Origin of the sequence: Planococcus halocryophilus, assembly GCF_001687585.2 — a bacterium.
Classification (GTDB): domain Bacteria; phylum Bacillota; class Bacilli; order Bacillales_A; family Planococcaceae; genus Planococcus; species Planococcus halocryophilus.
This window is the reverse complement of sequence record NZ_CP016537.2, coordinates 3,090,894-3,115,180: the sequence shown is the minus strand read 5'-3', so window position 1 is coordinate 3,115,180 and position 24,287 is coordinate 3,090,894. Positions and strand designations below refer to the sequence as shown.

Sequence of the window (24,287 nt, the reverse complement as noted above, 5' to 3'; positions counted from 1 at the left end):
GTTCAGGCGCAATGCCTGAACCATCTTTTTGATCTTTACGGTTTTACTTTTATCGCCGCTACAAAATCCAGTAGATCCCTCAATGGCATATCTGCCATCGAATCCAACCGGTGCTCTACGGGACCAAATTCCATTGTGCGCGTAATTTTGTTCGGCACAACGACGCAACTCATACCCGCGCGCTTAGCAGCTGTTGCTCCGTGAGCCGAATCTTCAAAAACAAGACAGGCTTCAGGAGATAACTCTAAACCCTCGGCTGCTTGAAGATACAAAGCAGGATCAGGTTTTACTTTTTCAACATGATCCGAAGTGCGAATGCAGTGGAAGTGATCAAACAGCTCTAAGTTTTTCAAATGACCTGAAACCCAGCGATAACTCGAACTCGATGCTAAGCCCACTTTCAAATCCAGCTTCTTAGCCATCTGCAAATACTCAACTACACCATCACGTGGCTTTTCCTTAGACAATACCGAAAGAAACTTTTCTTCATATTGTCTATTGAGCAACGCGTGTTCAACTGGTTTGCCAATTTGCTGCTCCATATAATGAAACGGCGAAAACCCACCGTCCGTACCCACTTCGTTTTGCCACAGCCCAAGCGGCAATTCACTGCCATATTCGCTAAACATCTCTTGAAGAATATGATATTGATGTGTTTCCGTATCAAAAATCAACCCGTCAAAATCAAATATAATCCCTTTTATCATAAGGCACGTCCTTTGCTTTTTAATTGAATAAGCTATTCTTCAAAATTAAAGATACTCTATTTCTTCTGCTATATGTCTAAATACAACATACTCAGATGAAAGTGCGAAAGGCGGCGACTCCAGGGGGAACAGGACGAGCTGAAGACCCTGGACTGAGCGGAGCGAGGGAAGCGGCTGAAGCCGGCCCCCCGGAAAGCGTCCGCCTGGAGCGCTTTCTTCTTTGCTTCCTACGTCAACAACTTCGTCACTTCACGGGAAATATCATGTGTATTAATCGTTGATTCCAACTGCTTGTTTTTCACGCAGCTGATAAACTCTGCCAATTCGTAATACATCGAGTCAAAGTCATGCGCCACAGACAAGTCTTCAGTCTGCCCGTCTCTATACTTAATCGTAATGTTCTTTGGATCACTTATGCGGTCGATTTCAATGGTGCCATTCTCGCCTTGAATTTCACTTGGCAGAAAAGAATCCGAAATCTTCGAATACATAATAACCGCTTCCATATCAGCGTAATTCCATATCATACTGCCTTGTCCATCAGCACCTGTAGATAATAGAAACTGATTTTTCATTGCAGACTCAGGGGCGCCAACCAAATGAATAATCGGTGCGATGCAATAAACGCCTAAATCCATTTTAGAGCCATTGCCAAGTTCGGGCTTAAAGGCATTTTCAATAATGCCCTCTTTATATTTATCGTAACGAGAAGAATATTGATTGTAATGAAACACAAAACGACGAATCGGACCGATTTTATCGATATTTTTCTTCAAGTTCAAAAAAGAAGGCAACAATGTCGATTTCATCGCTTCCATATAAGTTGTTTTATACGTTCTTGAAGCTTCAATAATTTGGTCCATTTCTTCAATTGACGTAACAGCCGGTTTTTCACAAAGAACATGAATGCCGTGTTTCATCGCCAATAGGCTTTGCTCAGCATGCATAGCATTGGGTGATGCGATGTAAACCGCTTCAATATGTCCGCTGCTGAACATAGTCGCCATATCGGTATAGACGTTATCAATTGTGTACTTTTCCGCAAAAGCCTTGCCAGTTTCTAGTTTCCGAGAATATACGGCTCCAATTGTAAACTCAGGATGCTCGTTAGCCGCTTTAATAAATCGGTCGGTAATCCAGTTCGTTCCAATAATACCAAACTTCATTGCAATTCCTCCAATTGATAAATGCTGTTCTTACCCTCTATTCTAACCTAAATATCTCCAAAAAGAGCGGGGGCTGTGTTCTTTCTAAAGTTTGTTCGGAAAATGATTCAGCTTCTCTTCTACGGACGTTATACTGTAAGTACAAAGAAGCTTCACTAAAATAGCTGAGCTCTACTTCAATGCATGAGGAGTCCTTAAAATGAAAAAAACGATGGGTCTTATAAGTTTGGCTCTGTTGATGAATGGTTGTAGCAATACTTCGGCAAATGACGAAAAATTGTTAGTTTCAGCGGCCTCTAGTCTGACAGATGTAATGAAAGAAATGGAACTACAATTTCATGAAATAGAACCGAATATTGAGCTGACCTTCAATTATGGCTCTTCTAGCAAACTGAGAAGCCAAATTGAACAAGGTGCACCGTCCGACTTGTTTTTGTCAGCTAGTGAAAAAGATATGGAATTACTGGAATCTCAACAGTTAATAGATATAGATAGCATCAAACCGTTTGCTGAAAACCAGCTCGTTTTAGCATCGTTAGAAGAATTTCCGGAAACAACTGATTTTCAAGAACTCGTCTTGAATACAGAAGAAAAGATTGCGATTGGAGAACCGGACAGTGTTCCGCTTGGCGCATATTCAAAAAAAGCATTAGAAAACGAAAACTTGTGGAACTCCCTTAGTTCTCGTCTTATTTATGCGAAAGATGCTCGTCAAGTCGTTACTTATGTGGAAAGTGGAAATGCAGAACTCGGAATTATTTACTCATCAGATGCGGTTATTTCCCGGGAAATTAATGGGACACTTGAAGTGCCAGGGCAGACAGATCCAATTATCTATCCAGGAGCAGTCATCGCGGATTCCGAAAATCAGCCTGCAGCAACTGCTTTTTGGGAATTTGTCACTAGCTCAAAAGGGCAAGCCATTCTTAAAGAATATGGATTTATGCCGATAGCTGGAGAAACGCCATGATGGCTTATGATTTGTCTCCGCTTTGGTTATCGCTCAGAGTTGCAGTGATTTCAACGTTGTTTGTGTTTATCGTGAGTCTTGCGCTGGCTCGCTTTATGACGAGACGTGATTTTTTTGGCAAAAGTTTTCTCGAAGCGTTGATTTTATTGCCTTTAGTATTGCCACCAACCGTAATTGGCTTTGGGTTAATTGTATTGTTTGGGGTAAATGGACCTCTAGGTATTTTACTTGAACAGTGGCTTGGCTTTCGGGTAGTGTTCACGTGGATTGGTGCTGCGATTGCTTCGTTTGTTGTGTCGTTGCCGCTTATGTATCAAAGTGTTTTAGCTGCTTTTGAAAAAGTAGATCCACGTTGGGAAAACGTAGCCCGAACCATGGGTGTATCCGAATGGCGAATTTTTCGGACCATTACATTTCCACTTGCCTGGTCGGGTATATTGGCAGGATTAATCTTAGCTTTTGCACGCGGTATCGGTGAATTTGGTGCGACGCTAATGATTGCCGGCTATATTCCAGGGGTAACAGAGACCATACCACTGGCTATTTATTTTGCTTATGAAGCAGGAGATATGGAAAAAGCTTTGTTTTGGGTATTGATTGTGTCGTCTCTTGGAGTAGCTGCAATTACCTGGGTTAATTATTGGCGTAAAAAGACCGCTGTACGAATCGGAAGGGAATGAGCAAATGCTGCAAGTGGATTTCAAAAAGCAATTAGATCATTTTAGTTTAACGATGCAATTTAGATTGGATAAAGAAATTTTAGCATTGGTTGGCTCTTCTGGTTCGGGTAAGACGACGCTATTAAACTGCATCGCGGGTATTGTCCATCCGGATGTTGGTGAAATTTCATTGAATGAACGAAAATTTTATAGCGATGATCAAAAGCCACTAAAAATACAAAAGCGCAAAGTTGGTTATTTATTTCAAGACTATGCACTATTTCCGCACTTGACCGTAGAACAAAATATTCTCTACGCAGTACCAAGAGAAAGCGCTATTGCACATATTACGGAATTAACGAAAATTCTTGGCATTACCGGTTTGTTAGGAAAATACCCACACCAAATTTCGGGTGGTGAAAAGCAACGTGTTGCATTGACGCGTTCGTTAGCTGCACAGCCAGATATTTTATTGTTGGATGAACCTTTTTCAGCATTGGACGATGCCAATCGTGACCGCTGTCAAAATGAACTGTTGCGAATTCACGAAAAGTGGCAGATTCCCATTATTTTCGTAACACACCGAATTGCGGATGCTGAAAAATTAGCCGACCGTATTATGAGAATTGAAAAAGGACAGATGACTGAAGAAACGGTACGCTTAGAATTATAAGATAGATAAGATCGTTTGAGAGATCAAGCGTCTAGAAAGTGGGAATCACTGTGGATGAACGTTATTCAAGACAAATCTTATTCAAACCACTTGGTGAATCGGGGCAGCAACACTTATCACTTGCGACCGTTACCATTGTTGGTTGCGGAGCTTTAGGTTCAGCGATTGCAGAAACCTTGACACGAGCTGGTATTGGAACGATTCATTTGGTCGATCGTGATTACGTTGAAGTATCCAATTTGCAGCGCCAGCAATTATTTACGGAAGAAGATGCACGTCAAATGATGCCAAAAGTGGCAGCGGCTGAGCAAAGACTAAAAGCCATTCGCAGCGATTTGCAGTTAATCACCTATTTAGAACATCTCGATGCAGCAGGTATGGAAAAGTTGGCAGCAGTAAGTGATTTGATCTTGGATGCGACGGATAATTTTGAAACACGTTTGTTGATCAACGATGCTTCTGTGAAATTTGGCGTGCCTTGGATATACGGTGCTTGTGTTGGCAGTTCAGGAGTCGTATTTCCATTTGTGCCTGGAGAAAGCTCATGCTTTCGTTGCTTAATACCCATTCTTCCAGCCATTAATGAAACGTGTGATACAGTCGGCATTATCTCACCAGCTGTTCAAGTGACAGCAGCGCTTCAATGTACAGAAGCTTTAAAGTGGTTGAGTGGTAACCGTGATGCAATACGTAAAAAAATTCATCATTTCAATTTATGGGACAATAGTCAAATGGATATTGGCGTATCGCGCATTAAAGATCCTAACTGCAAAACGTGCGGAGAAGATGCGGTATTCCCGTCACTTAATGAAACAGCCTCGAGTTCTTATGCAGTTTTATGCGGACGCGATGCTGTTCAAATTTTACCTGATGCGAACCGTCCAATTACATTAGATGACGCCGAAAAGGTCGGCAACCGATTAGCAGCTGGTGTAAAAAGAACGCCTTATTTTGTTGAACTGAAAGTATTCAATCACCGCATGGTATTGTTCGGCAATGGTCGCTTGCTAATTCATGGCGTTCACAATATAGCAGAAGGTCGGAAATTATATCACCAAGTATTTGGCTAATCAGAAAGGGGCGATTATATGTCGGAAACGTTTCACACAGACCATCAAGTGCGGATTGCGGTGTTAACTGTTAGTGATACCCGGACAGAAGAAACCGATACTGGGGGTCAGCTTGTACAACAGATGGCTAAAGATCATGAGCTAGAAATTAGTGACTATGCGTTAGTTCCAGACGACATCGCACGCATTCGACTAACGATTTCTGACTGGTTGGGCCGTGATGATATTGATGCGATTATTACAACTGGAGGAACAGGGATAGCTAAACGCGATGTCACATTAGAAGCGATTCAGCCACTTTTCGAGAAAGAAATATCAGGATTTGGAGAACTCTTCCGTTACGTAAGCTTCACTGAAGATGTCGGCACTAAGGCCCTTCTTAGCAGAGCGGCGGCGGGCGTAGCCAATGATAAAGCCATTTTTGTATTGCCAGGGTCGCGTGGGGCTGTAAAATTGGCAATGGAGCGATTGATCTTGCCAGAGATTAAGCATATTTATTCGGAATTGACGAAACATCAATCACGTTCATAATTGCTTAACGAAAAACCCTGTGGCATTGTCAGTTGAATGACATTACCACAGGGTTTTTAAATTCATAAAGTAACAATTTAGTCACGCGCGTAATCAGATTTCCCGCCAGTTTTCTCGAGCAACATCGTCGGTCCGATGACCATTTCTTTGCCAGAAGCTTTGCACATATCGTAAATTGTCAGTGCAGCAGCAGAAGCAGCGGTAAGAGCTTCCATTTCGACCCCTGTAGGTCCTTTTGTTTTTACTTCAACGGTCAACAACACTTCGAAATGATTAGCATCTTCATCGACATTCCATTCGAATTCAATGTCCACACCACTAAGTGCTAATGCATGACACATCGGGATGATTTGCGAAGTGTTTTTAGCTGCCATAATGCCAGCTACTTGAGCAACTGCAAAAACATCCCCTTTTTTATTGGTACCTTCTTTAATTTGTTGGTAAATTGCTTTGTTTAATAAAACAGAAGTGGTCGCACGAGCAGTTCGTACACTGTCTTTTTTATCGGAGACGTCGACCATTTTGGCACGACCTTGAGCATTGAAATGAGTCAGTTCTGACAAAAGAATCATCCTTTCGATAGTGGATGCTTTTAGTATAGCATGACGTGAGAAAGTGAGATGGGAAGTTGACGGAGTAGATTTACTTCCTGTTATATACATTGTTATAGGGGTGTGTTTGAATAGAAACTATATATAGAAAAGGGCAGGAAGAGGGTATGGTCGCAACGGTCGACGTTTCGAACCGGAAAGGTCAATATTTTGCGCGGATTGAAGAAGAGTGAGTAAAACGTATGATGCTGAAAGGGGGAGAAGGGCATGCTGCTAACGATACAACCGGAAGAACTGACCGAACATTGGTACGAGGTGTTTGAGAAAATCGAATGGACCGAATTGCTGCTGTTTTTGTTTTACGTAACGTGTATTTTTCTCGTGAGGGCTGTCGTACTTGCAATTTCCCGCCGCTTAAGCAAAAAACGGATGTTCCGGCACGTCGATTCAATTTTGCGAAGCTTGTTGAACTGGGCGACGACTTACGGGATTTTACTGTTCATGATTTTTTATTTTTCCGATTCGGACTGGATGTTCGACCGGCTATTTGAATTTGGCAATGTCGAAATCACGGCATTCCTGTTAATTCTGGTCATCTTGATCGTGTCGCTCGCCAACCGAGGAGCAAAAATTATTACGCGCTATATTTTGCCGAATGTCTATCAGCGCTACCACTTGGATCGGGGTGTGAGCTACACATTCGATCGCATGTTCCATTATACCGTGATGGCCATTGCCATTCTCGTCAGCTTGACAACGGTCGGTTTAGACTTGAGCGCCTTGACAGTATTTGCTGGGGTGCTTGGCGTAGGGATCGGATTTGGCTTGCAGAACATAGCCTCTAACTTTATCTCGGGTATTATTTTGCTGTTCGAACGACCGATAAAAGTCGGTGATCGGGTGATTATTGATGATTTGATCGGCGATGTCGATAAGATTTCGCTGCGTTCGACCGTCATCAAGACGATTCATAATGAACACGTTATCGTCCCGAATTCCTATTTCCTCGAAGAGCAAGTGATTAACCGTTCGTATGGCGATCCACGCATGCGGCTTGTCGTACCGGTCGGTGTTGCCTACGGAACCGATGCTGAAAAGATTAAAAGAGTGCTGTTGCAAGCGGCACAAGAAGAGCATCAGGAAGGTGGCGTTGTTCTATTGGACCCGGAGCCGTTCGTCAATTTTTCGGCATTCGGCGAGTCATCTCTCGATTTTGAATTGATGGTGTGGATCGCCAACTCCAACCAAGTCATCACAACAAAAAGCGCATTGAATTTCCGCATTAACCGGCTGTTTGCTGAGCAGAACATCGAAATTCCATTCCCGCAGCGCGACTTGCATATTAAAAGCATGCCGGAGATAGCAGGAGAATAGTAAGCTTCAACGCAGTGTAATGTTAGCAACTAAAGAGAACGAAAAGAAGGAAGAGACTTTAGTCTCTTCCTTCTTTTCGTTCTTGTTTTATTGATCCACGCGATTGACGACTCCACTTTCTTCAACGTCTGCAACTTCGCGACGCACAGTTTCGTTCACCACTTGAACATCTTTAACTATACGTTTACCAATGACAATTTCTTCACGGACCACTTGTTTTTTGTTAATGTCGAGGCGTTCTTCAGTAAGTGGAATGTGGATGGCATCACCTTTTTCGTATACTTGTGCCGGAGTTAGTTCTGATTCTTCATGACCAGCTGTTGCAGTTGAAGCGCTTCGTCTTTCAACAACAACTTCTTCGCGTTCCACAGGCACTTGGATTTCTTTGTCTTCTTCAACCATCTGTTTATGAACTTGGACTTCACCTGTTTGAATTTTGTTCTTCTCAGCGCTTAAACGTTCTTCGTGTAATGCAAGAGATTGTTCTTCTGTATCAACTCGAGGATCTGTCTGCAAGTTGGTTTCTGAGTGTATTGCCGCTGCCGGTCGACTGCTTGTGTAGAGGAGGAGTTTGCCGAGTTCGACTTGCTGGAAATAATAATCGGTCTCTTCTTCGTCTAATCCCATTCGGTTAAAAGCATCTTTTGTGATATCATCACCAGCTAAAAACGATATGAGTTTGCCTTTGAAGTTATCACGGTCTTGCGTATCGATATGAACGGCAGTATGAGTAATCAGCAAGTCTATTTGTTCATCGTGCTTGGATACTAAATACAATTCTTCTTCTTCGTATCCCGCTGCTTTTAATTGGCCGACTTGGATCAATACTTTTGCTTGTACATCAAAAAGTCCGATGAGTTTATTTTCTTTTTTTTCCATGCCTAATTCCTCCTATGTTGATTGTGCCGATTCAGTTTGCTAAAAGTTATTTACCCTTCAACACGTATAAAATAAACCTCTCAATAGGAAAAAAGACGTATCCGAATAATCATTCGGATACGTCTTTGGCTTCTAAAATAAATGATGTTGGTTCTTTTTGGCTTCTACCATGTTCGCAATATCTGATTCTTCTCGGTGATGGTTTTTGTTGACCTTTTCTGTATCTTGAATAGCGCGCTCTGAAGGCTTGGCTTCTTCTTTATGATTAAGTGATTCTGGTTGAGAGCGCAAATGCACTTCTTCAGCAGTTGCCATTCGAGCAGTTGTGGATGTATTGGTTTCGGGCTTATAAGTTGTGCTGTATTCGCTGTTAACATAAAGCACAAGCTTGCCGTTTTCCACTTGCCGATAATAATCGTCTGCTTCGCTACTGCCTAAGCCCATTTGTGTAAAAGCATGTCGCGTAGAATCTTCACCAGAAATAAAAGCTTTGAATTTGCTCATAATGTTTTCATCTTCTTGGGCCTCTAAATGAACATTCGTTTGTCCTTGGACCATAGATAGTTGATCATCGTGCTTCGCAATAACATACATATCTTCTTCTTTAAAGCCTTGTGCTTTTAGTTCGTTAATTTTATGCAAAATTTCTGCTTGTACATCGTATGACTGGATTAATGTTGTTCCTTCGTTGGTCATTTCGAATTCCTCCTAAATAGTGAAAAATCACCTGTAAAGCATGGTAATGATAATGTACCCTGTTGTTTTTTAAAACAAACCAACGGGTTTTTAAATAAAAGCTTGCGTTACAGTTTCATTTTTTATACAATATAAAACGTAATCATTACTATTTGTAAAAAAGAAAGATGGTGAGTATATGGGGAGTCCTGTTCCAATTACGGTGTTAAGTGGCTACTTGGGAGCCGGTAAAACAACGTTACTGAATCATTTACTTTCTAATCGAGAAAACTTGAAAGTGGCTGTAATTGTTAATGATATGAGTGAAGTGAATATTGATGCAAGTCTCATAGAGCAAGGAGGCTTTTCAAAAACTACAGAAAAGCTAGTCCAAATGCAGAATGGGTGTATTTGCTGCACGTTGAGAGAGGATCTTATGATAGAAGTTGAAAAGCTGTTAAAACGTGGTGAGATTGATTGCATTGTTATTGAGTCATCGGGAATCAGTGAGCCTTTACCAGTCGCTCAAACTTTTACATATCATGATGAAGTAATAGGAATCGATTTAACGAAAAGTTGCCGTTTAGACACGTTAGTTACTGTGGTTGATGGCTATGCTTTTTGGAAGGATTTTGCTTCAGGAGAGTCTCTACTAGAAAGAAGTCAAGGAGCATCTGAAGAAGATATTCGCGAAATATCTGATTTACTAATCGATCAGATTGAGTTTGCCAATGTCATTCTATTGAACAAACTGGATTTAATCCCACAAGAGGAAAAAAACAAGTTAAAAGAATTGCTAGCAACTTTAAATCCGGATGCTCAAATCATTGAAACTGTCCATTCAAAAGTAGCTTTGGACAAAGTGATCAATACAGGCTTGTTCGATTTTGAAAAATCAAGCCAAAGCGCAGGCTGGATTAAGGAACTAAACGAAGATCATATTCCTGAATCCGAGGAATATGGTATCTCTTCATTTGTTTACCGCAGCCAACAGCCGTTCCATTCACAGCGATTAATGGATTGGATTTTGCAATGGCCAGCGGAAATCGTCCGTGCCAAAGGGTTTTTATGGTTAGCAACCAGAAACGACACAGCCGTTCTATTGTCACAAGCAGGGCCATCACTTGGCATTGAGTACGCTGGGCAATGGGATTTAGAAAATGGCGTGAAAATGACTGAGCTAGTGTTGATTGGAATTGATATGAATCAGTCAGCCATCGTGAAAGAGCTAGATCTCTGTTTGTTGACTGATGAAGAAAAAGAACAAGATTGGACAACATTTTGTGACCCGCTACCAAAATTTCAAGTACTCGTTTAGGAGGGGAAAAAATGAGAGTTAACATAACATTAGCATGTACAGAAACAGGCGATCGAAATTACAGTACAACAAAAAATAAGCGAACAAATCCTGAACGAATCGAATTGAAAAAATACAGTCCACGTCTTAAGAAAGTTACTGTTCATCGAGAAACAAAATAATTTTTTAATCTACAAATCGTAATCATTACTAGTATAAAGAGGTGGAAAAATGGCTAAAAAGTCGAAAGTTGTACGCCACGAGAAACAGCAAGTTTTAGTTGCCCAATTTGCAGAGCGACGAAGAGAATTGAAAAAAGCAGGAGACATGCAAGGACTAGCTCAGCTACCTAAAGATTCATCACCAACTCGTTTAAATAATCGTTGTGTAGTGACGGGAAGACCACGGAGTTTTATGCGCAAATTTGGGATGTCACGCATCACTTTCCGAGAACTGGCGCATAAAGGGCAGATTCCGGGTGTTAAAAAAGCAAGCTGGTAAATAAATCCTGAAACCCCTTGAGTTAGCCAGAACAAAAAGATAGACAATCATTCGATTTCTACTAAATTATATTGTGAAAATATGTCATACAGCAGATTTTTGTCTGCTGTATTTTTTTGTGTTATAAAATTACGGTAGGTGAATAGTACTTTTAATCAGTAAATTTTTTAGTTTAAGCTCTTTTAAATCCATTTATTGATGCTATCATTAGATATATTTAACTTTTTAGTAATCTAATTTATTCTCCTCATGAGAAGCACACAAAAGGCGGAGCAACAGTGAAAATGGATATTTTAAAGCGTAATAATGTACGAGTGACGGGACACGGGGAAAAAACCTTAGTATTTGGTCACGGATTTGGTTGTGATCAGCAAGTTTGGAACAATACCATTGTGAAATTTGAAGCGAATTATCGCGTTGTGACCTTTGACTATGTTGGATCAGGAAATAGTGATAAATCAGCATACTCACAAGAACGTTACAGTACGTTAGAGGGTTACAAGCAAGATTTATTGGAAGTTTGCGCGGCACTCGAATTGGAAGGGCTAATTTTTATTGGTCACTCTGTTAGTTCGATGATTGGTTTGTTGGCTTCGATTGAACAGCCCAAGTTGATGGAGAAAATGATCATGATTGGACCATCGCCTTATTATATGAACGAACCAGGCTATAACGGGGGATTTGAGCAGTCGGACATTGATGAATTATTGGATATGATGGAGATAAATTATAAAGAATGGGCAAAATATTTGGCGCCTGTAGTGATGCAAAATGAGGAGAGACCTCAACTGGCGGAAGATTTTGAGGAATTATTATGTTCAAATGACCCTATGATTGCACGACAATTTGCTAATGTAACGTTCACTTCAGATCTTCGCGACCACTTGGATAAAGTGACAGTACCAACCTTAATTCTTCAGCCAAAGTTTGACGCGATTGTACCGGTAGAAATTGGTGCTTACATTCACGAAAAAATCGCCGGCAGTAAATTGGTGATGATGGAAGCGGTGGGGCATAATCCACATTTAAGCGATGTCGAGGAGACCGTAACATGCATCAAGAGGTACTTGGCAGAGTAGGAGTGAAGACAATGGAACAGCAACTTGATAGAGCGCCTTGCGGTTATTTAGTTCTGGACCGGGACTTACGTATAGTTGAAATCAATAACACCTTGCGGAACTTAACAGGTGTAGAAAATCCTCACCATATTCATGATTTACTGACAATCGCTTCACGGATGTATTTTCAAACCTACTTTACTCCTTCTATTAAAATGCACGGTACTGTAAACGAAATGTTTTTAACATTAAAAAGTACAACAGGTTCTATGCCAGCGTTAATGAACGCAGTAGACCGGGGCGGGTATTACGAATGCGCTATGATTCAGATGAGTGTGCGCGGGGAGTATGAAAAGGAATTACTGATGGCCAAGCGCAATGCCGAAAAAATTAATCGTGAAACGGCTGACGCATACGACAAATTACAAGCTTTAATGAATGAAGTTGAAAATAAACAGCAAGAGTTGCTCGCTTTAAATTTAGAGCTTCAACAACTAGCTATTACAGATTCACTAACTGGTTTAAAAAATCGTCGCTATCTTGAAGAACGGCTAACACATTTTTTAGTGCAGGCGGAAAAAGGGCGCGAAGTCGCTGTTTTGGTTTTAGATATCGATTATTTCAAACGTGTCAATGATACGCATGGTCATCAAATAGGGGATGCCGTATTACAAGAGTTAGCGAGACGTTTGGAAGAAGTCGTCGGATCAAATGGCATTGTGACACGTTTTGGTGGAGAAGAGTTCGTGATTATTATGCCTGACGTTGGGGCTAAAGAAGGTTTAGCTAAAGGCAATGCCATATGCAAATATATGGAGTCTGTTGACTGGATAAATGTACCTGTTACTGTCAGTATTGGCGTCGCGGTATATATGCCTGGCGATGAAATAAGCAGCTGGCTGTCACGGGCAGACAGCTACCTCTATAAAGCAAAAGCTGACGGCAGAAACTGTGCTTACGGACTAATATAAATCGAATCTAAAAAACGCTGAAGTTTGTGGACTTCAGCGTTTTTTCGACTTTAGTTTGTTACAGCTTCTGAATGCAAATCCGGTAAAGATTCACGTAACGTAAATGTTTCTTCTTCTGTTAATGGAATCATCGGCAATCGAACACCACCTACTTGAACGCCAGTGATGTTAAGAGCGGCTTTAACTGGCGTCGGATTTGGCGCAGCAAACAATGCTTTCATCGTTGGCACTAAACGTCTATGAATAGCTGCCGCTGTTTTTACATCACCTGTTTTAAAGCTCGTAATCATATCTTGCATATCATTACCGATAATGTGTGCAGAAACCGAAACAATTCCAGTGCCACCAATTGATAGCATTGGCAACGTTAGGCTGTCATCACCGCTGTAAACAGTAAATGAGTCTGGCGTATTTTCGATAATTTCTGCAGCTGCGTCCAAGTCGCCACTAGCTTCTTTGACAGAAACAATATTGCTGATTTGAGATAAGCGAATGATTGTCTCAGGAGACAAATTGACCACGCTACGACCAGGAATGTTATAAAGCATAACGGGTAAACTCGTAGAATCGGCAATAGCTTGGAAATGTTGGAACATGCCTTCTTGTGAAGGTTTATTGTAATATGGCGTAACAAGCATGACTCCATCAACACCGACTTCTTCTGCCTGTTGCGTCAATGAAATAGAAGCACGCGTATTATTTGATCCAGTTCCTGCAATAACCGGAATTCGACCAGCGACTGTGTTTACGGTAAATTGGAATAACTCTACTTTCTCCTCAGTTGATAAGGTAGGTGATTCACCTGTCGTACCTGCGACGACAAGTCCGTCAGAGCCGTTTGCGATCAAATGCTCGATTAGTTTTTTGGTTGCTGGAAAATCGATTTCTCCTTGTTGGTCGAACGGTGTTACCATTGCTGTGATAATTTGGCCGAAATTCATAAACAACACACCCTTTTCTAATTTTTTTCGTAGCTTAGAGGTGAGGGGCCAGTCAGGAATAAACAAAAAAGCAGCAACAGGGGGGTCCTGTTGCTGCAGTAGAAACAATGTTTACCATTCGTTCCTGTGCATCAGATAGCCCTCCATATAGTTTCCTATATGACAGTCCTGTATTTGTTAAATACAGACCCAGCGCACGGAAACATGAGTTTTCCGTCACTTCGGCAAATCCCCCTTTTGGCAAACGTCAATGGACCTCATCGTCCTCGTTTTGCTTACTGATGGTTTTTGCGCCTCTATCCTACTCCATAAAAATGGAGCAAGAAATATTGAATTAGCTGTACTATAACAAATATATTTGTTAATTGCAAGATGAAAAACGTAAAATTTTATTAGGGAAGGAAGTGGAATAGAATGAACGATCCTGCATATGACAGTCAACTAAACATCGTAACTGTGGGGCACCAACAAGGATTCAACGATTCTTTGCACCACAATCGTTACGAGCCAACTCCATATGATTTACTAGATACCTTGTTCGAGCATTATCCTGTGATTCCGGAAGATCAACTTGTAGATGTTGGGTGTGGCAAGGGACGCTTAAATTTTTATGTTCATCATTTCTTAGGTGCGAAAAGTGCTGGGATTGAGATGAATCCCGTATTTTACGCTGAAGCCCTCGAAAATAAAAAACGTTATCTTGAACAGCATAAAGATGCTGAGTCGAGCATTAGCTTCTATAATTGTTTGGCGCAAGACTATCAAGTCGCAGACCAAGACAATAAATTTTATTTTTTTAATCCTTTTTCAGTAGAGGTGTTTATCGCTTTTCTCAATCAAGTTATGCGCTCGGCTGAAAAAACTCCGCGAACAGTTGATGTGGTTTTATTTTTCGGCTCACAAGAGTATGGCGATTACTTGGAAATGAGCACGGCTTTTCAATTAGTAAAAGAAATTCCATTGCCTGATTTTCATAAAGATCCGCGTGAACGATTTTTAATTTACCGGCTTCCTAAAATGGATTAAAACTATGGCGATAACGGGTATGCTTAACTATAAAACCATTGTGAAACGAGGGACCCTTATGGATTGGAAAGGCAGAAAAGCCAGCAGAAATGTTGAAGACCGAAGAGGTAAAGGTGGAGCGATTGTGGCCGGAGGTGGCATCGGAGGCCTTTTGATCGTCCTACTAGTCGCGTTTTTAGGAGGCGATCCGGGTGTTATCATGGATCAATTAGGTGGATCGACTGGAACCACGTCCAATCAGCCTTACGAAGCAACGCCTGAAGAAGAAGAGCTGGCTGAATTTGTCTCGGTCGTTCTTGCAGATACGGAAGAAGTATGGACAGAAGTTTTTGCAGAAGAAGGCATGGAGTACGTAGAACCGACACTCGTCCTGTATACAGGCAGTGTTGAATCGGCTTGTGGAACAGCGGGAGCATCGGTTGGGCCGTTTTATTGTCCGGGCGATTATAAACTTTATATCGACTTAAGTTTTTACAATGAATTACAAACGCAATTCCAAGCGCCAGGCGATTTCGCGATGGCTTATGTCGTAGCACATGAAGTCGGTCACCATGTTCAAAATTTACTTGGAGTGATGGAAGAAGTGCAACCACTGCGCAATCAATTAAGCGAAGAAGAATACAATAAAGTGCAGGTTCGCTTAGAACTTCAAGCGGATTATTTATCAGGCGTGTGGGCACATCATGCGCAAGGCATGGGATATCTAGAAGAAGGTGACTTGCAAGAAGCGTTAACGGCTGCAAGTGCTGTAGGAGACGATACCATTCAACAACGTTCGCGTGGATACGTCGTTCCTGAAAGTTTTACTCATGGTAGTTCAGAACAACGCCAGCGCTGGTTTAAAAAAGGGTTTCAATCTGGTAATTTAAAAGATGGCGATACGTTCAATGCGACTGATTTGTGATCTTTTTCTGTTTTTTCTATACGAAACAAAAGGGTGCAGCATTGATATTTTTGCTATTCTGATTCATTATAAAGAATAGACAGTCTTTTCATCTGGGATGAGGGGAAATATAGTTCTATGAAGGAAGTACAGCATGATTGATGATAATATCACACGCATAGAATATGGCGAAAAAGAATTGATCTTAATCGGTACGGCACATGTATCTAAAGCAAGTGCTGAGCAGGTGAAGGCAGTTATTGAAGCAGAACAGCCTGATTCGGTTTGTATCGAATTAGATGCACAACGCTATGAATCGGTAACGCAAGATAGCAAATGGAAAGAAACCGATATTTTTAAAGTGATTAAAGACAAAAAAGCGAGTTTATTATTGATGAACTTGGCTATTTCTTCGTTTCAAAACCGACTAGCTGATCAGTTTGGCATTAAGCCAGGACAAGAAATGATTCAAGGAATTGCCTCTGCTAAAGAAGCTGGAGCGGAACTTGTACTAGCCGATCGCAATATTCAAGTGACATTTTCACGCATTTGGGGCAATATCGGCTTTATGGGAAAAGCGCAACTGCTCACTTCTGTATTTTTTAGCATTTTTAGCAAAGAAACCATTTCAGAAGAAGATTTGGAAAAAATGAAATCACAAGATACGTTGAACGCTGTGATGGATGACTTTACACAAGCTTTCCCAAAATTAAAAACACCGCTTATTGATGAGCGAGATCAGTATTTGGCGCAAAAAATAAAAGAAGCTCCTGGTAAAAAAATCGTCGCTGTTCTTGGTGCTGCTCATGTACCGGGAATTATTAAAGAGGTTCATAACGACCATGATTTAAAAAAATTATCAGAAGTTCCACCAAAATCGAAATGGCCAAAAGTTATTGGCTGGGCGATTCCATTAGCGTTGGTTGCAATGATCGCTATTACGTTCATGAACAACCCAGCAGCGGGAATTGACCAAACGATAAGCTGGATTTTGTGGACAGCGTGTCTCGGCGCAATTGGAGCGGCGATTGCTTTTGGTCATCCATTAGCGATTTTAACAGCGTTTGTTGGCGGACCAATTGGTGCCTTGCATCCTCTTTTGGCTGCTGGATGGTTTTCGGGACTGGCACAAGCCTATGTTCGTCGCCCAAATGTTGGGGATTTCCAAACATTGTCGAAAGACGTTTTTACGCTCAAAGGATTTTGGGACAATAAAGTGACGCGTGTTTTATTGGTTGTCGTGTTGACCAATTTAGGTACAGCTGCTGGTAACGTTATCGGTGGCTTGGATGTTATTCGTTTGTTTTTCCAAAACCTATAAAATTTACTTGAGAAGGCAGCCGAAGAGGCTGTCTTTTTTTGTTGTAACGTATGTTTATTTTGAAAATCGGGTATAGATTAAGTAAGAAAGATGATGAACGGAGGCGCATTAAAGTGAGCTTTTTTTTGGTTGGAATTTTGCTGTGGTCTCTGGTGATTGGGTCAATTATATTGGCGATTATCGGTCTATGGAAACGATCATGGAAAGCGCTAGCTTGGAGCGGAATTGCGCTTTTGCCCCCCATGGCACTCATATTTTGGGGTGGAGAAGGCATTTGGTTCCGAATGTCTATTTTGCTACCGGTGTTGTTATTTGTCGCTGCATATTGGATGAAACAGCAGCAGATGCCAAGCTTGTAAACCAGATGGATTATCCATCTGGTTTTTTTCGAGCTTTTTACTAGTGTTTTGAATTTTGTAGTTATACAATAATTATACAAAAGGTGGAGGAGGCGGAATAATGAAATACATATTAGATCGTAGCAAGTTATTCATATTTTTAATTTTAATTCTGTCGATTGTTGGAGCTTATGTCTTTGTTACATTGCCACAACGTGAAATTCCAGAAACACCGTCAAGTCTCGTATTAATATCAACTATTTTGCCAGGTGCGGGACCTGAAGAAGTTGAAACTTCTATTACGAATCCACTCGAGCGTGGGATTCAAAAAGTAGATGGCATTGCATCCTTGCAATCGATTTCTTCTAATTCTGCTTCTATTGTTACGTTAGAAATAGAAGATGGAGAAAACTCGGATGATTTGGTGAAGAGCCTCCAGCAACAAGCAAGTAGTGCTGCCTCAGGGTTCCCCGATAACGCACAAGAACCATCCGTTGAAAAATTGAGCTTCACTTCTCCTTTAGTATCGTATATGTTTTACGGAGATAAAGAAGAATTGGCAAATATGGAAGAAACTTTGTCAGCTTTATCTAAAAAGGTAGAGGTCGTTTCTGGCGTTGCTGGAACGACGGTTAAAGGGTTGAATTCACAAGAAGTGCTAATCGAGCTGAATAGTGAAGAGCTGGCAGCAAATCAACTTCAGCCATTTGAAGTGCTCCAATCGCTTCAACAAGCCAATCAACCGCTATCACTTGGTACACACGATAATGGCAATGAACAAATAAGCCTAACTGTTCAACAAGGGCAAGGCATTGAGAGGTTAAAAGAATTACAAGTCGGTGCAGCTGCAGTGCCACTTGCAGATGTTGCAACGATTGAAATAGTAGATCAACAAACAAAAGATATTGTGACATTTGAAGGCGAAGATGCCATTTCATACACAGTCTTTTTGCAGACAGAACAAGATGTTCCTGCAGTTGATAAAAAAGTGTCTAACATCATTGAAGAATTCACAACAGAATTGCCGGCGGGCGTTCAAGCTGAAAAATACGTATCTCAAGCAGAAAGTGTCAATAAGATTTTTGATAGCTTGTACGTTTCATTGGCAATTGCCGTACTTGCCGTATTGATCGTCACAACAGCAGGATTAACGTTATTTGGATCGTTTGCGGTTGCGTTAACGGTACTGGCTTCTGTGTTAATCGGGATGATTCCGATTCCGTGGTTGGGGGTCGATTTAAACCAAATTTCCGTGATTGGTCTTATTATTGCGATCGGGATTTTAGTTGATGACAGTATTGTCGTAAATGACAATATTCAGCGACGTTATAAATTAGGAGATTCCGCACTTAATGGCGCGATTACTGGCGTCCGTGAAGTTTATCCATCAATTATTGCTTCTAGTTTAGCAATTGTTGTTACATTTACACCATTATTGCTGCTGTCCGGTGGAAATGGGGCTTTTATCAAAGCCTTGCCAAGTATTTTAATCACCACGATTATCGCATCAACGATACTATCGATTACACTTGTACCAATGATGCAATATTTAAAAACAAAACGTAAAGCAAACAAAATATCAAAAGCTCCTGGGTTTTTAGGAAAACCACTCGAGAAACTTGCGTTGTTTTATTCCAATAAAGTTTTACGTGGTGTATTAAAACGCCCAATAATTGTTGGAGGCGGCGGTTTGTTAATAGCGACGGGATTATTATCACTCGCAATCTTTACGCCGTTTGAATTTTTCCCAGCAGCTGACCGTGAAGAAGTGACCATGAACGTCCGCCTTGCAGAAGGCACAACGATTGAAGATACCGATGAATTTCTTACTAACTTAACGGAGGAAGTCGAGTCTGAAGATGACAATGTCGCAGAAATTTCTATTTTCTCAGGCGAAGGTTTACCGAACTTATTTGCCTCTTCAATGAACAATACAGGCGGCAATACGGGTCAAGTAGTATTCCGAATTGACCGTGACCAAACAACGTCCGCTGATTTTATCGAAAAATGGCAGCCCGAGTTACGTGAGCGTTTCCCGGAAGCTGAAATTTTCTTGGATACGATTGTTCAAGGTCCACCTGTAGGAGCTCCAGTTACAGTCGATATTAAAGGCGAAGATATCGAAGAATTAGCGTCTATTCGTGATCAATTAAAAGAGCAAATGCTTGCGAGTGGTGCAACGATTGTTACGGATAATTTAGGAGCTCCGGTTCCAGCAATTGAATATGTACCAAACCAAGATGCATTACAAGAAAACAAAATTGCACTCAGTCTAGTCACGAATCAACTTCAGCTTTTGACACAAGGGGTGCCTCTATACACCATTTATGAAGGTCAAATGCCGTATCAAGTGTTCTTAAAGCAATCCGGAATTGATGAAGGGCAACCAATTGATTTGTCTCAATTTGAAGTTCCGGCACTTAGTGAACAAGGACCACCGACATTGGTGCCGATGAATGAACTGTTAACAGCAGAAGATACGACGAAATTGGCGCAAGTTCCGCATAAAGAAGGAGATCGTTCAATTACCCTTCGCGCATTTGGCGATGTGGATGACTTTGAAAACAAAATGTTAGATGTCGTTGATACAGAGCGCGAATCATTGTCAGAAGGCTATGAATTATCAACGGGTGGAGAAAACTCTGACCAAGAAGCTTTCTTTGCTGAAATTGGTGTTTTGTTCTTAGTTGTTATTTTACTGGTGTATTTAGTTATCGCATTCCAGTTTAAATCGTTCAGCTTGCCGTTCTTAGTACTGATTGCTGTTTACTTAGGTATTTCCGGTGCTATTCTTGGCTTGTTCTTAACGCAAACACCATTAAGCTTCCTAGGAGTGATGGGAATTGTTTCACTAACAGGTATTGTAGTCCGAAATGCGGTCGTGTTAATCGACTTTGTAGAAGTTCGTCGTCTATCAGGAGAGCTTGATATTAAGGAAGCCATTATCGAATCAGGCTATGCCCGAATCAAACCCATTCTGTTGACAACGATTACATCGATTATTGCCCTTGTACCAATTGCATTGTCAGGGGATCCGTTATTTGAACCATTGGCCATTACCATCATCGCAGGACTGACGTTCTCAAGCTTGTTTACATTAGTGATGATTCCAGCGCTTTACTTAGTATTTTATCGCATGAATCGTCGTAGAAATAAAGCCACAGCATAACAATTAAATTGCGCAGCCTCCGGGTTGTGCTTTTTTATTTTTAGGTTTTATTGTCAGGACAATAAAACCTTTAATGGAAGAGGATAGGAGATTCCGGAAGTAACCTAGAAGGTATAAAGTTGTGTTTATGAATGCGTTCTCATTTCGTCACACGATAACCATTTACATCTTGTTTTAGATTTGGTAAGATGTCTGACGACAGTGGAGTTAAACAAATTATTTGCTTAATTTTCTGATAAAAATATATCAATGAGGTGAAGTTGTGAATTTATTGTGGGGCATCTTTGGCGTATTCGTTGTTCTGGGAATCGCCTTTCTGTTATCAAGCGGCAAGAAGTCTATTAAGCCACGGACAATTCTCGGCGGATTAGCTATCCAAATTACGTTTGCATTTATGGTATTGGAATGGGAATTCGGGAGAAAAATATTATTAGGTCTATCGAATCTTGTTCAGAATGTAATCGATTATGCAGGTGAAGGTATTGCTTTCTTATTCGGTCCAGCGGCTGATGTAGGCGGCTTTGGATTTGTCTTTGCTTTTCAAGTATTGACAGTTATTATTTTCTTTTCTTCTTTAATTTCAGTGCTGTATTACTTAGGCCTTATGCAAATTGTTATTAAGATTCTTGGAGGAGCTTTATCAAAACTTCTAGGAACAAGTAAAGCGGAGTCGATTTCAGCAGCGGCGAATATTTTCGTGGGACAAACAGAAGCACCGCTTGTTATTCGTCCGTTTATCGCGGGTATGACGAAGTCGGAATTATTCGCAGTTATGACTGGTGGACTTGCTTCAGTAGCTGGTTCAACTTTGGCAGGATATGCTCTTCTTGGAGTGCCGCTTGAATACCTATTGGCTGCAAGCTTTATGGCTGCACCAGCTGGTTTAATCATGGCCAAAATGATGATCCCCGAAACAGAAGAAGTCGAAGAAAAAGACTTCGTTATGGAAAAAGATCAAACTTCAGTTAACGTTGTCGATGCAGCAGCACGTGGTGCATCTGACGGTCTTCAATTGGCATTAAACGTTGGTGCGATGCTATTGGCATTTATCGCATTAATCGCTTTGTTGAATGGTATGCTCGGTGGGATCGGCAACTGGTTCGGCTTCGGTGGCTTGACCATCCAAAGCATTTTAGGTGTTGTTTTCGCACCACTTGCATGGGCAATTGGTGTGCCGTGGGCTGAAGCTGTACAAGCTGGTAGCTTTATCGGACAAAAATTAGTACTGAACGAATTTGTAGCGTATACAGCGTTCGCACCTGAAATTGCAGACCTGTCTCCTAAAACTGTAATTGTAATCAGCTTTGCACTTTGTGGATTCGCGAACTTAAGTTCTTTAGCTATTTTACTTGGTGGACTTGGTGCCATTGCGCCAAAACGTCGCCCTGACATTGCACGCCTCGGTATTCGTGCCGTTGCAGCAGGTATGCTCGCGTCATTATTGAGTGCAGCTATCGCGGGAATGTTCGTTTAAGAAATTAACTATAATGTGAGACCTGCAGAAATTGCAGGTCTTTTTTTTAGGTTTTCGTGTTTTTTGTTTTGGCGTCGGGAGAGTGAAGGGTCTTGAAGGCGGCATATGCGCGGTGAGAGGAGGTTTATGCACGGCTCTAGAGAAATACGCGCGGTCCGGGAGAGTATATGCACGCAGGAAAAAACTTGCGCGCGGTGGAGAGACGCTTGTGCGCGTTCCACAAAAAATACGCGCATACGGTGTTTGAAACGAGAATTTCTCCCCACATGGAGCGTAGCGACTGCTGACGACGTGTGGATTTTAGTGCTTTTCGCTCGCGAAAAGCGAGGCATTCGTGTTTTTGGTTTTGGCGTCGGGAGAGTGAGGGGTCTTGAAGGCGGCATATGCGCGGTGAGCGGAGGCTTGCGCACGGTTCTAGAGAAATACGCGCGATCCGGGAGAGTATACGCGCGCAGGAAAAAACTTGCGCGCGGTGGAGAGACGCTTATGCGCGTTCCGCAAAAAATACGCGCGTACGGTGTTCGAAACGAGAATTTCTCCCCACATGGAGCGTAGCGACTGCTGACGACGTGTGGATTTTAGTGCTTTTCGCTCGCGAAAAGCGAGGCATTCGTGTTTTTGGTTTTGGCGTCGGGAGAGTGAGGGGTCTTGAAGGCGGCATATGCGCGGTGAGCGGAGGCTTGCGCACGGTTCTAGAGAAATACGCGCGATCCGGGAGAGTATACGCGCGCAGGAAAAAACTTCCGCGTGGTGGCGAGACGCTTGTGCGCGTTCCGCAAAAAATACGCGCGTACGGTCTGCGAAACGCAAAAAAGCCTCCCACCCAAGTGAGAGGCTAACATTTTATTTGCGCAAGTGATAAGAGCGAGCTTTTGATTCTCCCACTCGATTTAAATCGAGCTGACTTAACATCCGCGTAGCTACGGATCTAGATTCAAATCCGCAAAATCCGCGAAGTTTTTGATTGGTAATAGTGGTTTCAACAAAACTGAAGTATTCTTGGATTGCCAAAAGATGAGCTGAAGGATTCTGGAAACCGCAACTTTTGCACACCCAGTTTTTGTTTAGTCGCCGCATGCCTAGCGATTGGCAGCAAGAACAGTATACGCCGGACTGCAATTCTTTGGGGTCAATGAAATAATAGACGCATAAAGGGGTTTGTTGATAAGGGGTTTGATTGGTCAAAATCAATTTATGGATTTTCGCCAGTTTGTGATTTTCGGCTTCAAGGGGGAAAGCCTGTAGAATTCTTAACAGGTATTCAATCATTTGATAGGTTTTGCATACAGAAACGTCATGCGGTTTGGAAATGAATTCGCAATCTTTGGCGGTAAAGACGATCATTCCAGACACGGGTAAATTAATTTTTTTCATTTTAAAATAATGTGTGAGGAAGCGAATGTGTTTCCTCAGTTGGATTTTCGGGTTTTCCATAACGGTTCGTTCGCCTGCTAGATTAACGCGAGAAAATTCACCCGTTTTTTCATCAAAATGCAGTTGGCCACTAATGTTTTTGGACTCGATGATAATTGCTCCTTTTTCAGTAAGCAGAAGTCCATCCATTTGTACCGACCAAGTACCAATTTTCAAATTAACATCCCATAAAACACGGAAATCTTCCTCCGTGTAAAACTCGTTGAACTTTCTTTTGATACGTTCTTCGCCACGTTTGCCCGCGTTCGTCCAGGAGAGTTGCTGCTCAAGAAACTGTCGCTGTGGATGTTGAGGGCTAAGCCTAGTGAGCAATAGTGCCAAAGCTTCTGCTTGTGACAATAAACCAATTTTTTTTGTTATATGAATTCCTCCTTTGTGTGAATTACTAGAATTATAGCATTCTCATCGGCCCTGCAAAAGCTTATTTTCAAGACCCCAATTACCGGCTTTTCGCCAGCGAAAAGCGACAAAACCAAACGGGGTCTTCTTATGCACGTTTCCCGGGAAATACGCGCGGCCCGCGAGAAATACGCACGATGCGAAGAAAATACGCGCGGCCACAAAAATGCGACTATCCGCTACCAAGCTAGCCCCATCTTGACAGCGCCTTCTTTTTAGA

The 24,287-nt window shown here is 41.7% G+C and carries 24 protein-coding genes and 1 riboswitch; of the genes, 17 read left to right on the top strand and 7 right to left on the bottom strand.

Going from position 1 to position 24,287, the window contains the following annotated elements:
* Positions 1–35: 35 nt before the first annotated feature.
* Together BBI08_RS15425 and BBI08_RS15420 are read right to left on the bottom strand one after the other, a co-directional pair.
* Entirely contained in the window at positions 36–707 is a 672-nt protein-coding gene (locus BBI08_RS15425; RefSeq protein WP_065528308.1) for an HAD family hydrolase, read from the bottom strand.
* Between the two features lie 227 nt (positions 708–934).
* Positions 935–1,873: a Gfo/Idh/MocA family protein gene (locus BBI08_RS15420; RefSeq protein WP_008498258.1), complete on the bottom strand. Its 939-nt coding sequence runs from the start codon at positions 1,871–1,873 to the stop codon at positions 935–937.
* A 199-nt stretch (positions 1,874–2,072) separates the two neighbouring features.
* Here BBI08_RS15420 and modA point away from each other — a divergent pair, with 199 nt between their 5' ends.
* From modA to BBI08_RS15395, 5 genes are read left to right on the top strand one after another with little or no spacing between them, the layout of a single operon-like run.
* Complete coding sequence (modA, locus tag BBI08_RS15415) at positions 2,073–2,843, top strand: molybdate ABC transporter substrate-binding protein (RefSeq protein ID WP_008498259.1); 771 nt, start codon at positions 2,073–2,075, stop codon at positions 2,841–2,843.
* Positions 2,840–3,523, top strand: a complete 684-nt coding sequence (modB, locus tag BBI08_RS15410) for a molybdate ABC transporter permease subunit (protein ID WP_008498260.1) — start codon at positions 2,840–2,842, stop codon at positions 3,521–3,523. The genes modA and modB overlap by 4 nt, the downstream gene beginning before the upstream one ends.
* A gap of 4 nt (positions 3,524–3,527) precedes the next feature.
* Complete coding sequence (locus tag BBI08_RS15405; RefSeq protein WP_008498261.1) at positions 3,528–4,175, top strand: ATP-binding cassette domain-containing protein; 648 nt, start codon at positions 3,528–3,530, stop codon at positions 4,173–4,175.
* A gap of 50 nt (positions 4,176–4,225) precedes the next feature.
* A complete protein-coding gene (locus tag BBI08_RS15400; protein ID WP_008498262.1) occupies positions 4,226–5,245 on the top strand; it encodes a ThiF family adenylyltransferase in 1,020 nt (339 codons plus the stop codon).
* An 18-nt stretch (positions 5,246–5,263) separates the two neighbouring features.
* Positions 5,264–5,776 carry a MogA/MoaB family molybdenum cofactor biosynthesis protein gene (locus BBI08_RS15395; protein WP_008498263.1) on the top strand — a complete coding sequence of 171 codons (513 nt, stop codon included), beginning with the start codon at positions 5,264–5,266 and terminating at the stop codon, positions 5,774–5,776.
* A gap of 77 nt (positions 5,777–5,853) precedes the next feature.
* Here BBI08_RS15395 and moaC read toward each other — a convergent pair whose 3' ends face one another.
* Positions 5,854–6,339, bottom strand: coding sequence for a cyclic pyranopterin monophosphate synthase MoaC (gene moaC, locus BBI08_RS15390; protein WP_065528307.1), 486 nt, complete (start codon positions 6,337–6,339; stop codon positions 5,854–5,856).
* A 255-nt stretch (positions 6,340–6,594) separates the two neighbouring features.
* Between moaC and BBI08_RS15385 the strand changes: the two genes are divergently transcribed.
* The gene (locus tag BBI08_RS15385) at positions 6,595–7,701 is read left to right on the top strand and encodes a mechanosensitive ion channel family protein (RefSeq protein WP_008498264.1); all 1,107 of its coding nucleotides are present in this window, start codon (positions 6,595–6,597) and stop codon (positions 7,699–7,701) included.
* Positions 7,702–7,788: 87 nt separating this feature from the next.
* Here BBI08_RS15385 and BBI08_RS15380 read toward each other — a convergent pair whose 3' ends face one another.
* On the bottom strand, positions 7,789–8,580 hold the full coding sequence (locus BBI08_RS15380; protein ID WP_008498265.1) for a DUF2382 domain-containing protein: 792 nt from the start codon (positions 8,578–8,580) through the stop codon (positions 7,789–7,791).
* Positions 8,581–8,712: 132 nt separating this feature from the next.
* On the bottom strand, positions 8,713–9,276 hold the full coding sequence (locus BBI08_RS15375) for a YflT domain-containing protein (protein ID WP_008498266.1): 564 nt from the start codon (positions 9,274–9,276) through the stop codon (positions 8,713–8,715).
* A 178-nt stretch (positions 9,277–9,454) separates the two neighbouring features.
* Between BBI08_RS15375 and BBI08_RS15370 the strand changes: the two genes are divergently transcribed.
* The 5 genes from BBI08_RS15370 (at position 9,455) to BBI08_RS15350 (ending at position 13,082) form a co-directional block, all read left to right on the top strand.
* Complete coding sequence (locus tag BBI08_RS15370) at positions 9,455–10,573, top strand: GTP-binding protein (RefSeq protein WP_065528306.1); 1,119 nt, start codon at positions 9,455–9,457, stop codon at positions 10,571–10,573.
* Between the two features lie 11 nt (positions 10,574–10,584).
* Complete coding sequence (gene rpmG / locus BBI08_RS15365; RefSeq protein WP_008498267.1) at positions 10,585–10,734, top strand: 50S ribosomal protein L33; 150 nt, start codon at positions 10,585–10,587, stop codon at positions 10,732–10,734.
* Between the two features lie 49 nt (positions 10,735–10,783).
* Positions 10,784–11,053, top strand: coding sequence for a 30S ribosomal protein S14 (gene rpsN / locus BBI08_RS15360; RefSeq protein ID WP_008498268.1), 270 nt, complete (start codon positions 10,784–10,786; stop codon positions 11,051–11,053).
* Between the two features lie 278 nt (positions 11,054–11,331).
* Positions 11,332–12,132, top strand: coding sequence for an alpha/beta fold hydrolase (locus BBI08_RS15355; protein ID WP_008498269.1), 801 nt, complete (start codon positions 11,332–11,334; stop codon positions 12,130–12,132).
* Positions 12,105–13,082: a GGDEF domain-containing protein gene (locus BBI08_RS15350; RefSeq protein ID WP_008498270.1), complete on the top strand. Its 978-nt coding sequence runs from the start codon at positions 12,105–12,107 to the stop codon at positions 13,080–13,082. Before BBI08_RS15355 ends, BBI08_RS15350 begins: the two co-directional genes overlap by 28 nt.
* 50 nt (positions 13,083–13,132) lie before the next feature.
* On the opposite strand, the gene dapA is transcribed toward BBI08_RS15350, so the two are convergent.
* Positions 13,133–14,023: a 4-hydroxy-tetrahydrodipicolinate synthase gene (dapA, locus tag BBI08_RS15345; RefSeq protein WP_040850971.1), complete on the bottom strand. Its 891-nt coding sequence runs from the start codon at positions 14,021–14,023 to the stop codon at positions 13,133–13,135.
* Positions 14,024–14,151: 128 nt separating this feature from the next.
* A riboswitch (Lysine riboswitch) is annotated at positions 14,152–14,330 on the bottom strand.
* Positions 14,331–14,437: 107 nt separating this feature from the next.
* Here dapA and BBI08_RS15340 point away from each other — a divergent pair.
* The 6 genes from BBI08_RS15340 to BBI08_RS15315 all read left to right on the top strand — a co-directional run bounded on the left by BBI08_RS15340 (position 14,438) and on the right by BBI08_RS15315 (position 22,234).
* Entirely contained in the window at positions 14,438–15,049 is a 612-nt protein-coding gene (locus BBI08_RS15340; protein WP_065528305.1) for a class I SAM-dependent methyltransferase, read from the top strand.
* Between the two features lie 58 nt (positions 15,050–15,107).
* Positions 15,108–15,953: a KPN_02809 family neutral zinc metallopeptidase gene (gene ypfJ, locus BBI08_RS15335; RefSeq protein WP_008498273.1), complete on the top strand. Its 846-nt coding sequence runs from the start codon at positions 15,108–15,110 to the stop codon at positions 15,951–15,953.
* Positions 15,954–16,086: 133 nt separating this feature from the next.
* On the top strand, positions 16,087–17,253 hold the full coding sequence (locus BBI08_RS15330; RefSeq protein ID WP_008498274.1) for a TraB/GumN family protein: 1,167 nt from the start codon (positions 16,087–16,089) through the stop codon (positions 17,251–17,253).
* 113 nt (positions 17,254–17,366) lie between these two features.
* A complete protein-coding gene (locus tag BBI08_RS15325) occupies positions 17,367–17,612 on the top strand; it encodes a hypothetical protein (protein WP_065528575.1) in 246 nt (81 codons plus the stop codon).
* A 100-nt stretch (positions 17,613–17,712) separates the two neighbouring features.
* Entirely contained in the window at positions 17,713–20,760 is a 3,048-nt protein-coding gene (locus tag BBI08_RS15320; RefSeq protein WP_008498276.1) for an efflux RND transporter permease subunit, read from the top strand.
* A gap of 262 nt (positions 20,761–21,022) precedes the next feature.
* A complete protein-coding gene (locus BBI08_RS15315) occupies positions 21,023–22,234 on the top strand; it encodes a NupC/NupG family nucleoside CNT transporter (RefSeq protein ID WP_008498278.1) in 1,212 nt (403 codons plus the stop codon).
* Between the two features lie 843 nt (positions 22,235–23,077).
* On the opposite strand, the gene BBI08_RS15300 is transcribed toward BBI08_RS15315, so the two are convergent.
* On the bottom strand, positions 23,078–24,007 hold the full coding sequence (locus BBI08_RS15300) for a nuclease-related domain-containing protein (protein ID WP_237146549.1): 930 nt from the start codon (positions 24,005–24,007) through the stop codon (positions 23,078–23,080).
* Positions 24,008–24,287: the final 280 nt, after the last annotated feature.

Bases quoted from the DNA above. Each gene is read 5' to 3' on its own strand.
- BBI08_RS15425 (WP_065528308.1), bottom strand. From the start codon at position 707: ATGATAAAAGGGATTATATTTGATTTTGACGGGTTGATTTTTGATACG.
- BBI08_RS15420 (WP_008498258.1), bottom strand. From the start codon at position 1,873: ATGAAGTTTGGTATTATTGGAACGAACTGGATTACCGACCGATTTATT.
- modA (WP_008498259.1), top strand. From the start codon at position 2,073: ATGAAAAAAACGATGGGTCTTATAAGTTTGGCTCTGTTGATGAATGGT.
- modB (WP_008498260.1), top strand. From the start codon at position 2,840: ATGATGGCTTATGATTTGTCTCCGCTTTGGTTATCGCTCAGAGTTGCA.
- BBI08_RS15405 (WP_008498261.1), top strand. From the start codon at position 3,528: ATGCTGCAAGTGGATTTCAAAAAGCAATTAGATCATTTTAGTTTAACG.
- BBI08_RS15395 (WP_008498263.1), top strand. From the start codon at position 5,264: ATGTCGGAAACGTTTCACACAGACCATCAAGTGCGGATTGCGGTGTTA.
- BBI08_RS15385 (WP_008498264.1), top strand. From the start codon at position 6,595: ATGCTGCTAACGATACAACCGGAAGAACTGACCGAACATTGGTACGAG.
- BBI08_RS15380 (WP_008498265.1), bottom strand. From the start codon at position 8,580: ATGGAAAAAAAAGAAAATAAACTCATCGGACTTTTTGATGTACAAGCA.
- BBI08_RS15375 (WP_008498266.1), bottom strand. From the start codon at position 9,276: ATGACCAACGAAGGAACAACATTAATCCAGTCATACGATGTACAAGCA.
- BBI08_RS15370 (WP_065528306.1), top strand. From the start codon at position 9,455: ATGGGGAGTCCTGTTCCAATTACGGTGTTAAGTGGCTACTTGGGAGCC.
- rpmG (WP_008498267.1), top strand. From the start codon at position 10,585: ATGAGAGTTAACATAACATTAGCATGTACAGAAACAGGCGATCGAAAT.
- rpsN (WP_008498268.1), top strand. From the start codon at position 10,784: ATGGCTAAAAAGTCGAAAGTTGTACGCCACGAGAAACAGCAAGTTTTA.
- BBI08_RS15350 (WP_008498270.1), top strand. From the start codon at position 12,105: ATGCATCAAGAGGTACTTGGCAGAGTAGGAGTGAAGACAATGGAACAG.
- dapA (WP_040850971.1), bottom strand. From the start codon at position 14,023: ATGAATTTCGGCCAAATTATCACAGCAATGGTAACACCGTTCGACCAA.
- BBI08_RS15340 (WP_065528305.1), top strand. From the start codon at position 14,438: ATGAACGATCCTGCATATGACAGTCAACTAAACATCGTAACTGTGGGG.
- ypfJ (WP_008498273.1), top strand. From the start codon at position 15,108: ATGGATTGGAAAGGCAGAAAAGCCAGCAGAAATGTTGAAGACCGAAGA.
- BBI08_RS15330 (WP_008498274.1), top strand. From the start codon at position 16,087: ATGATTGATGATAATATCACACGCATAGAATATGGCGAAAAAGAATTG.
- BBI08_RS15320 (WP_008498276.1), top strand. From the start codon at position 17,713: ATGAAATACATATTAGATCGTAGCAAGTTATTCATATTTTTAATTTTA.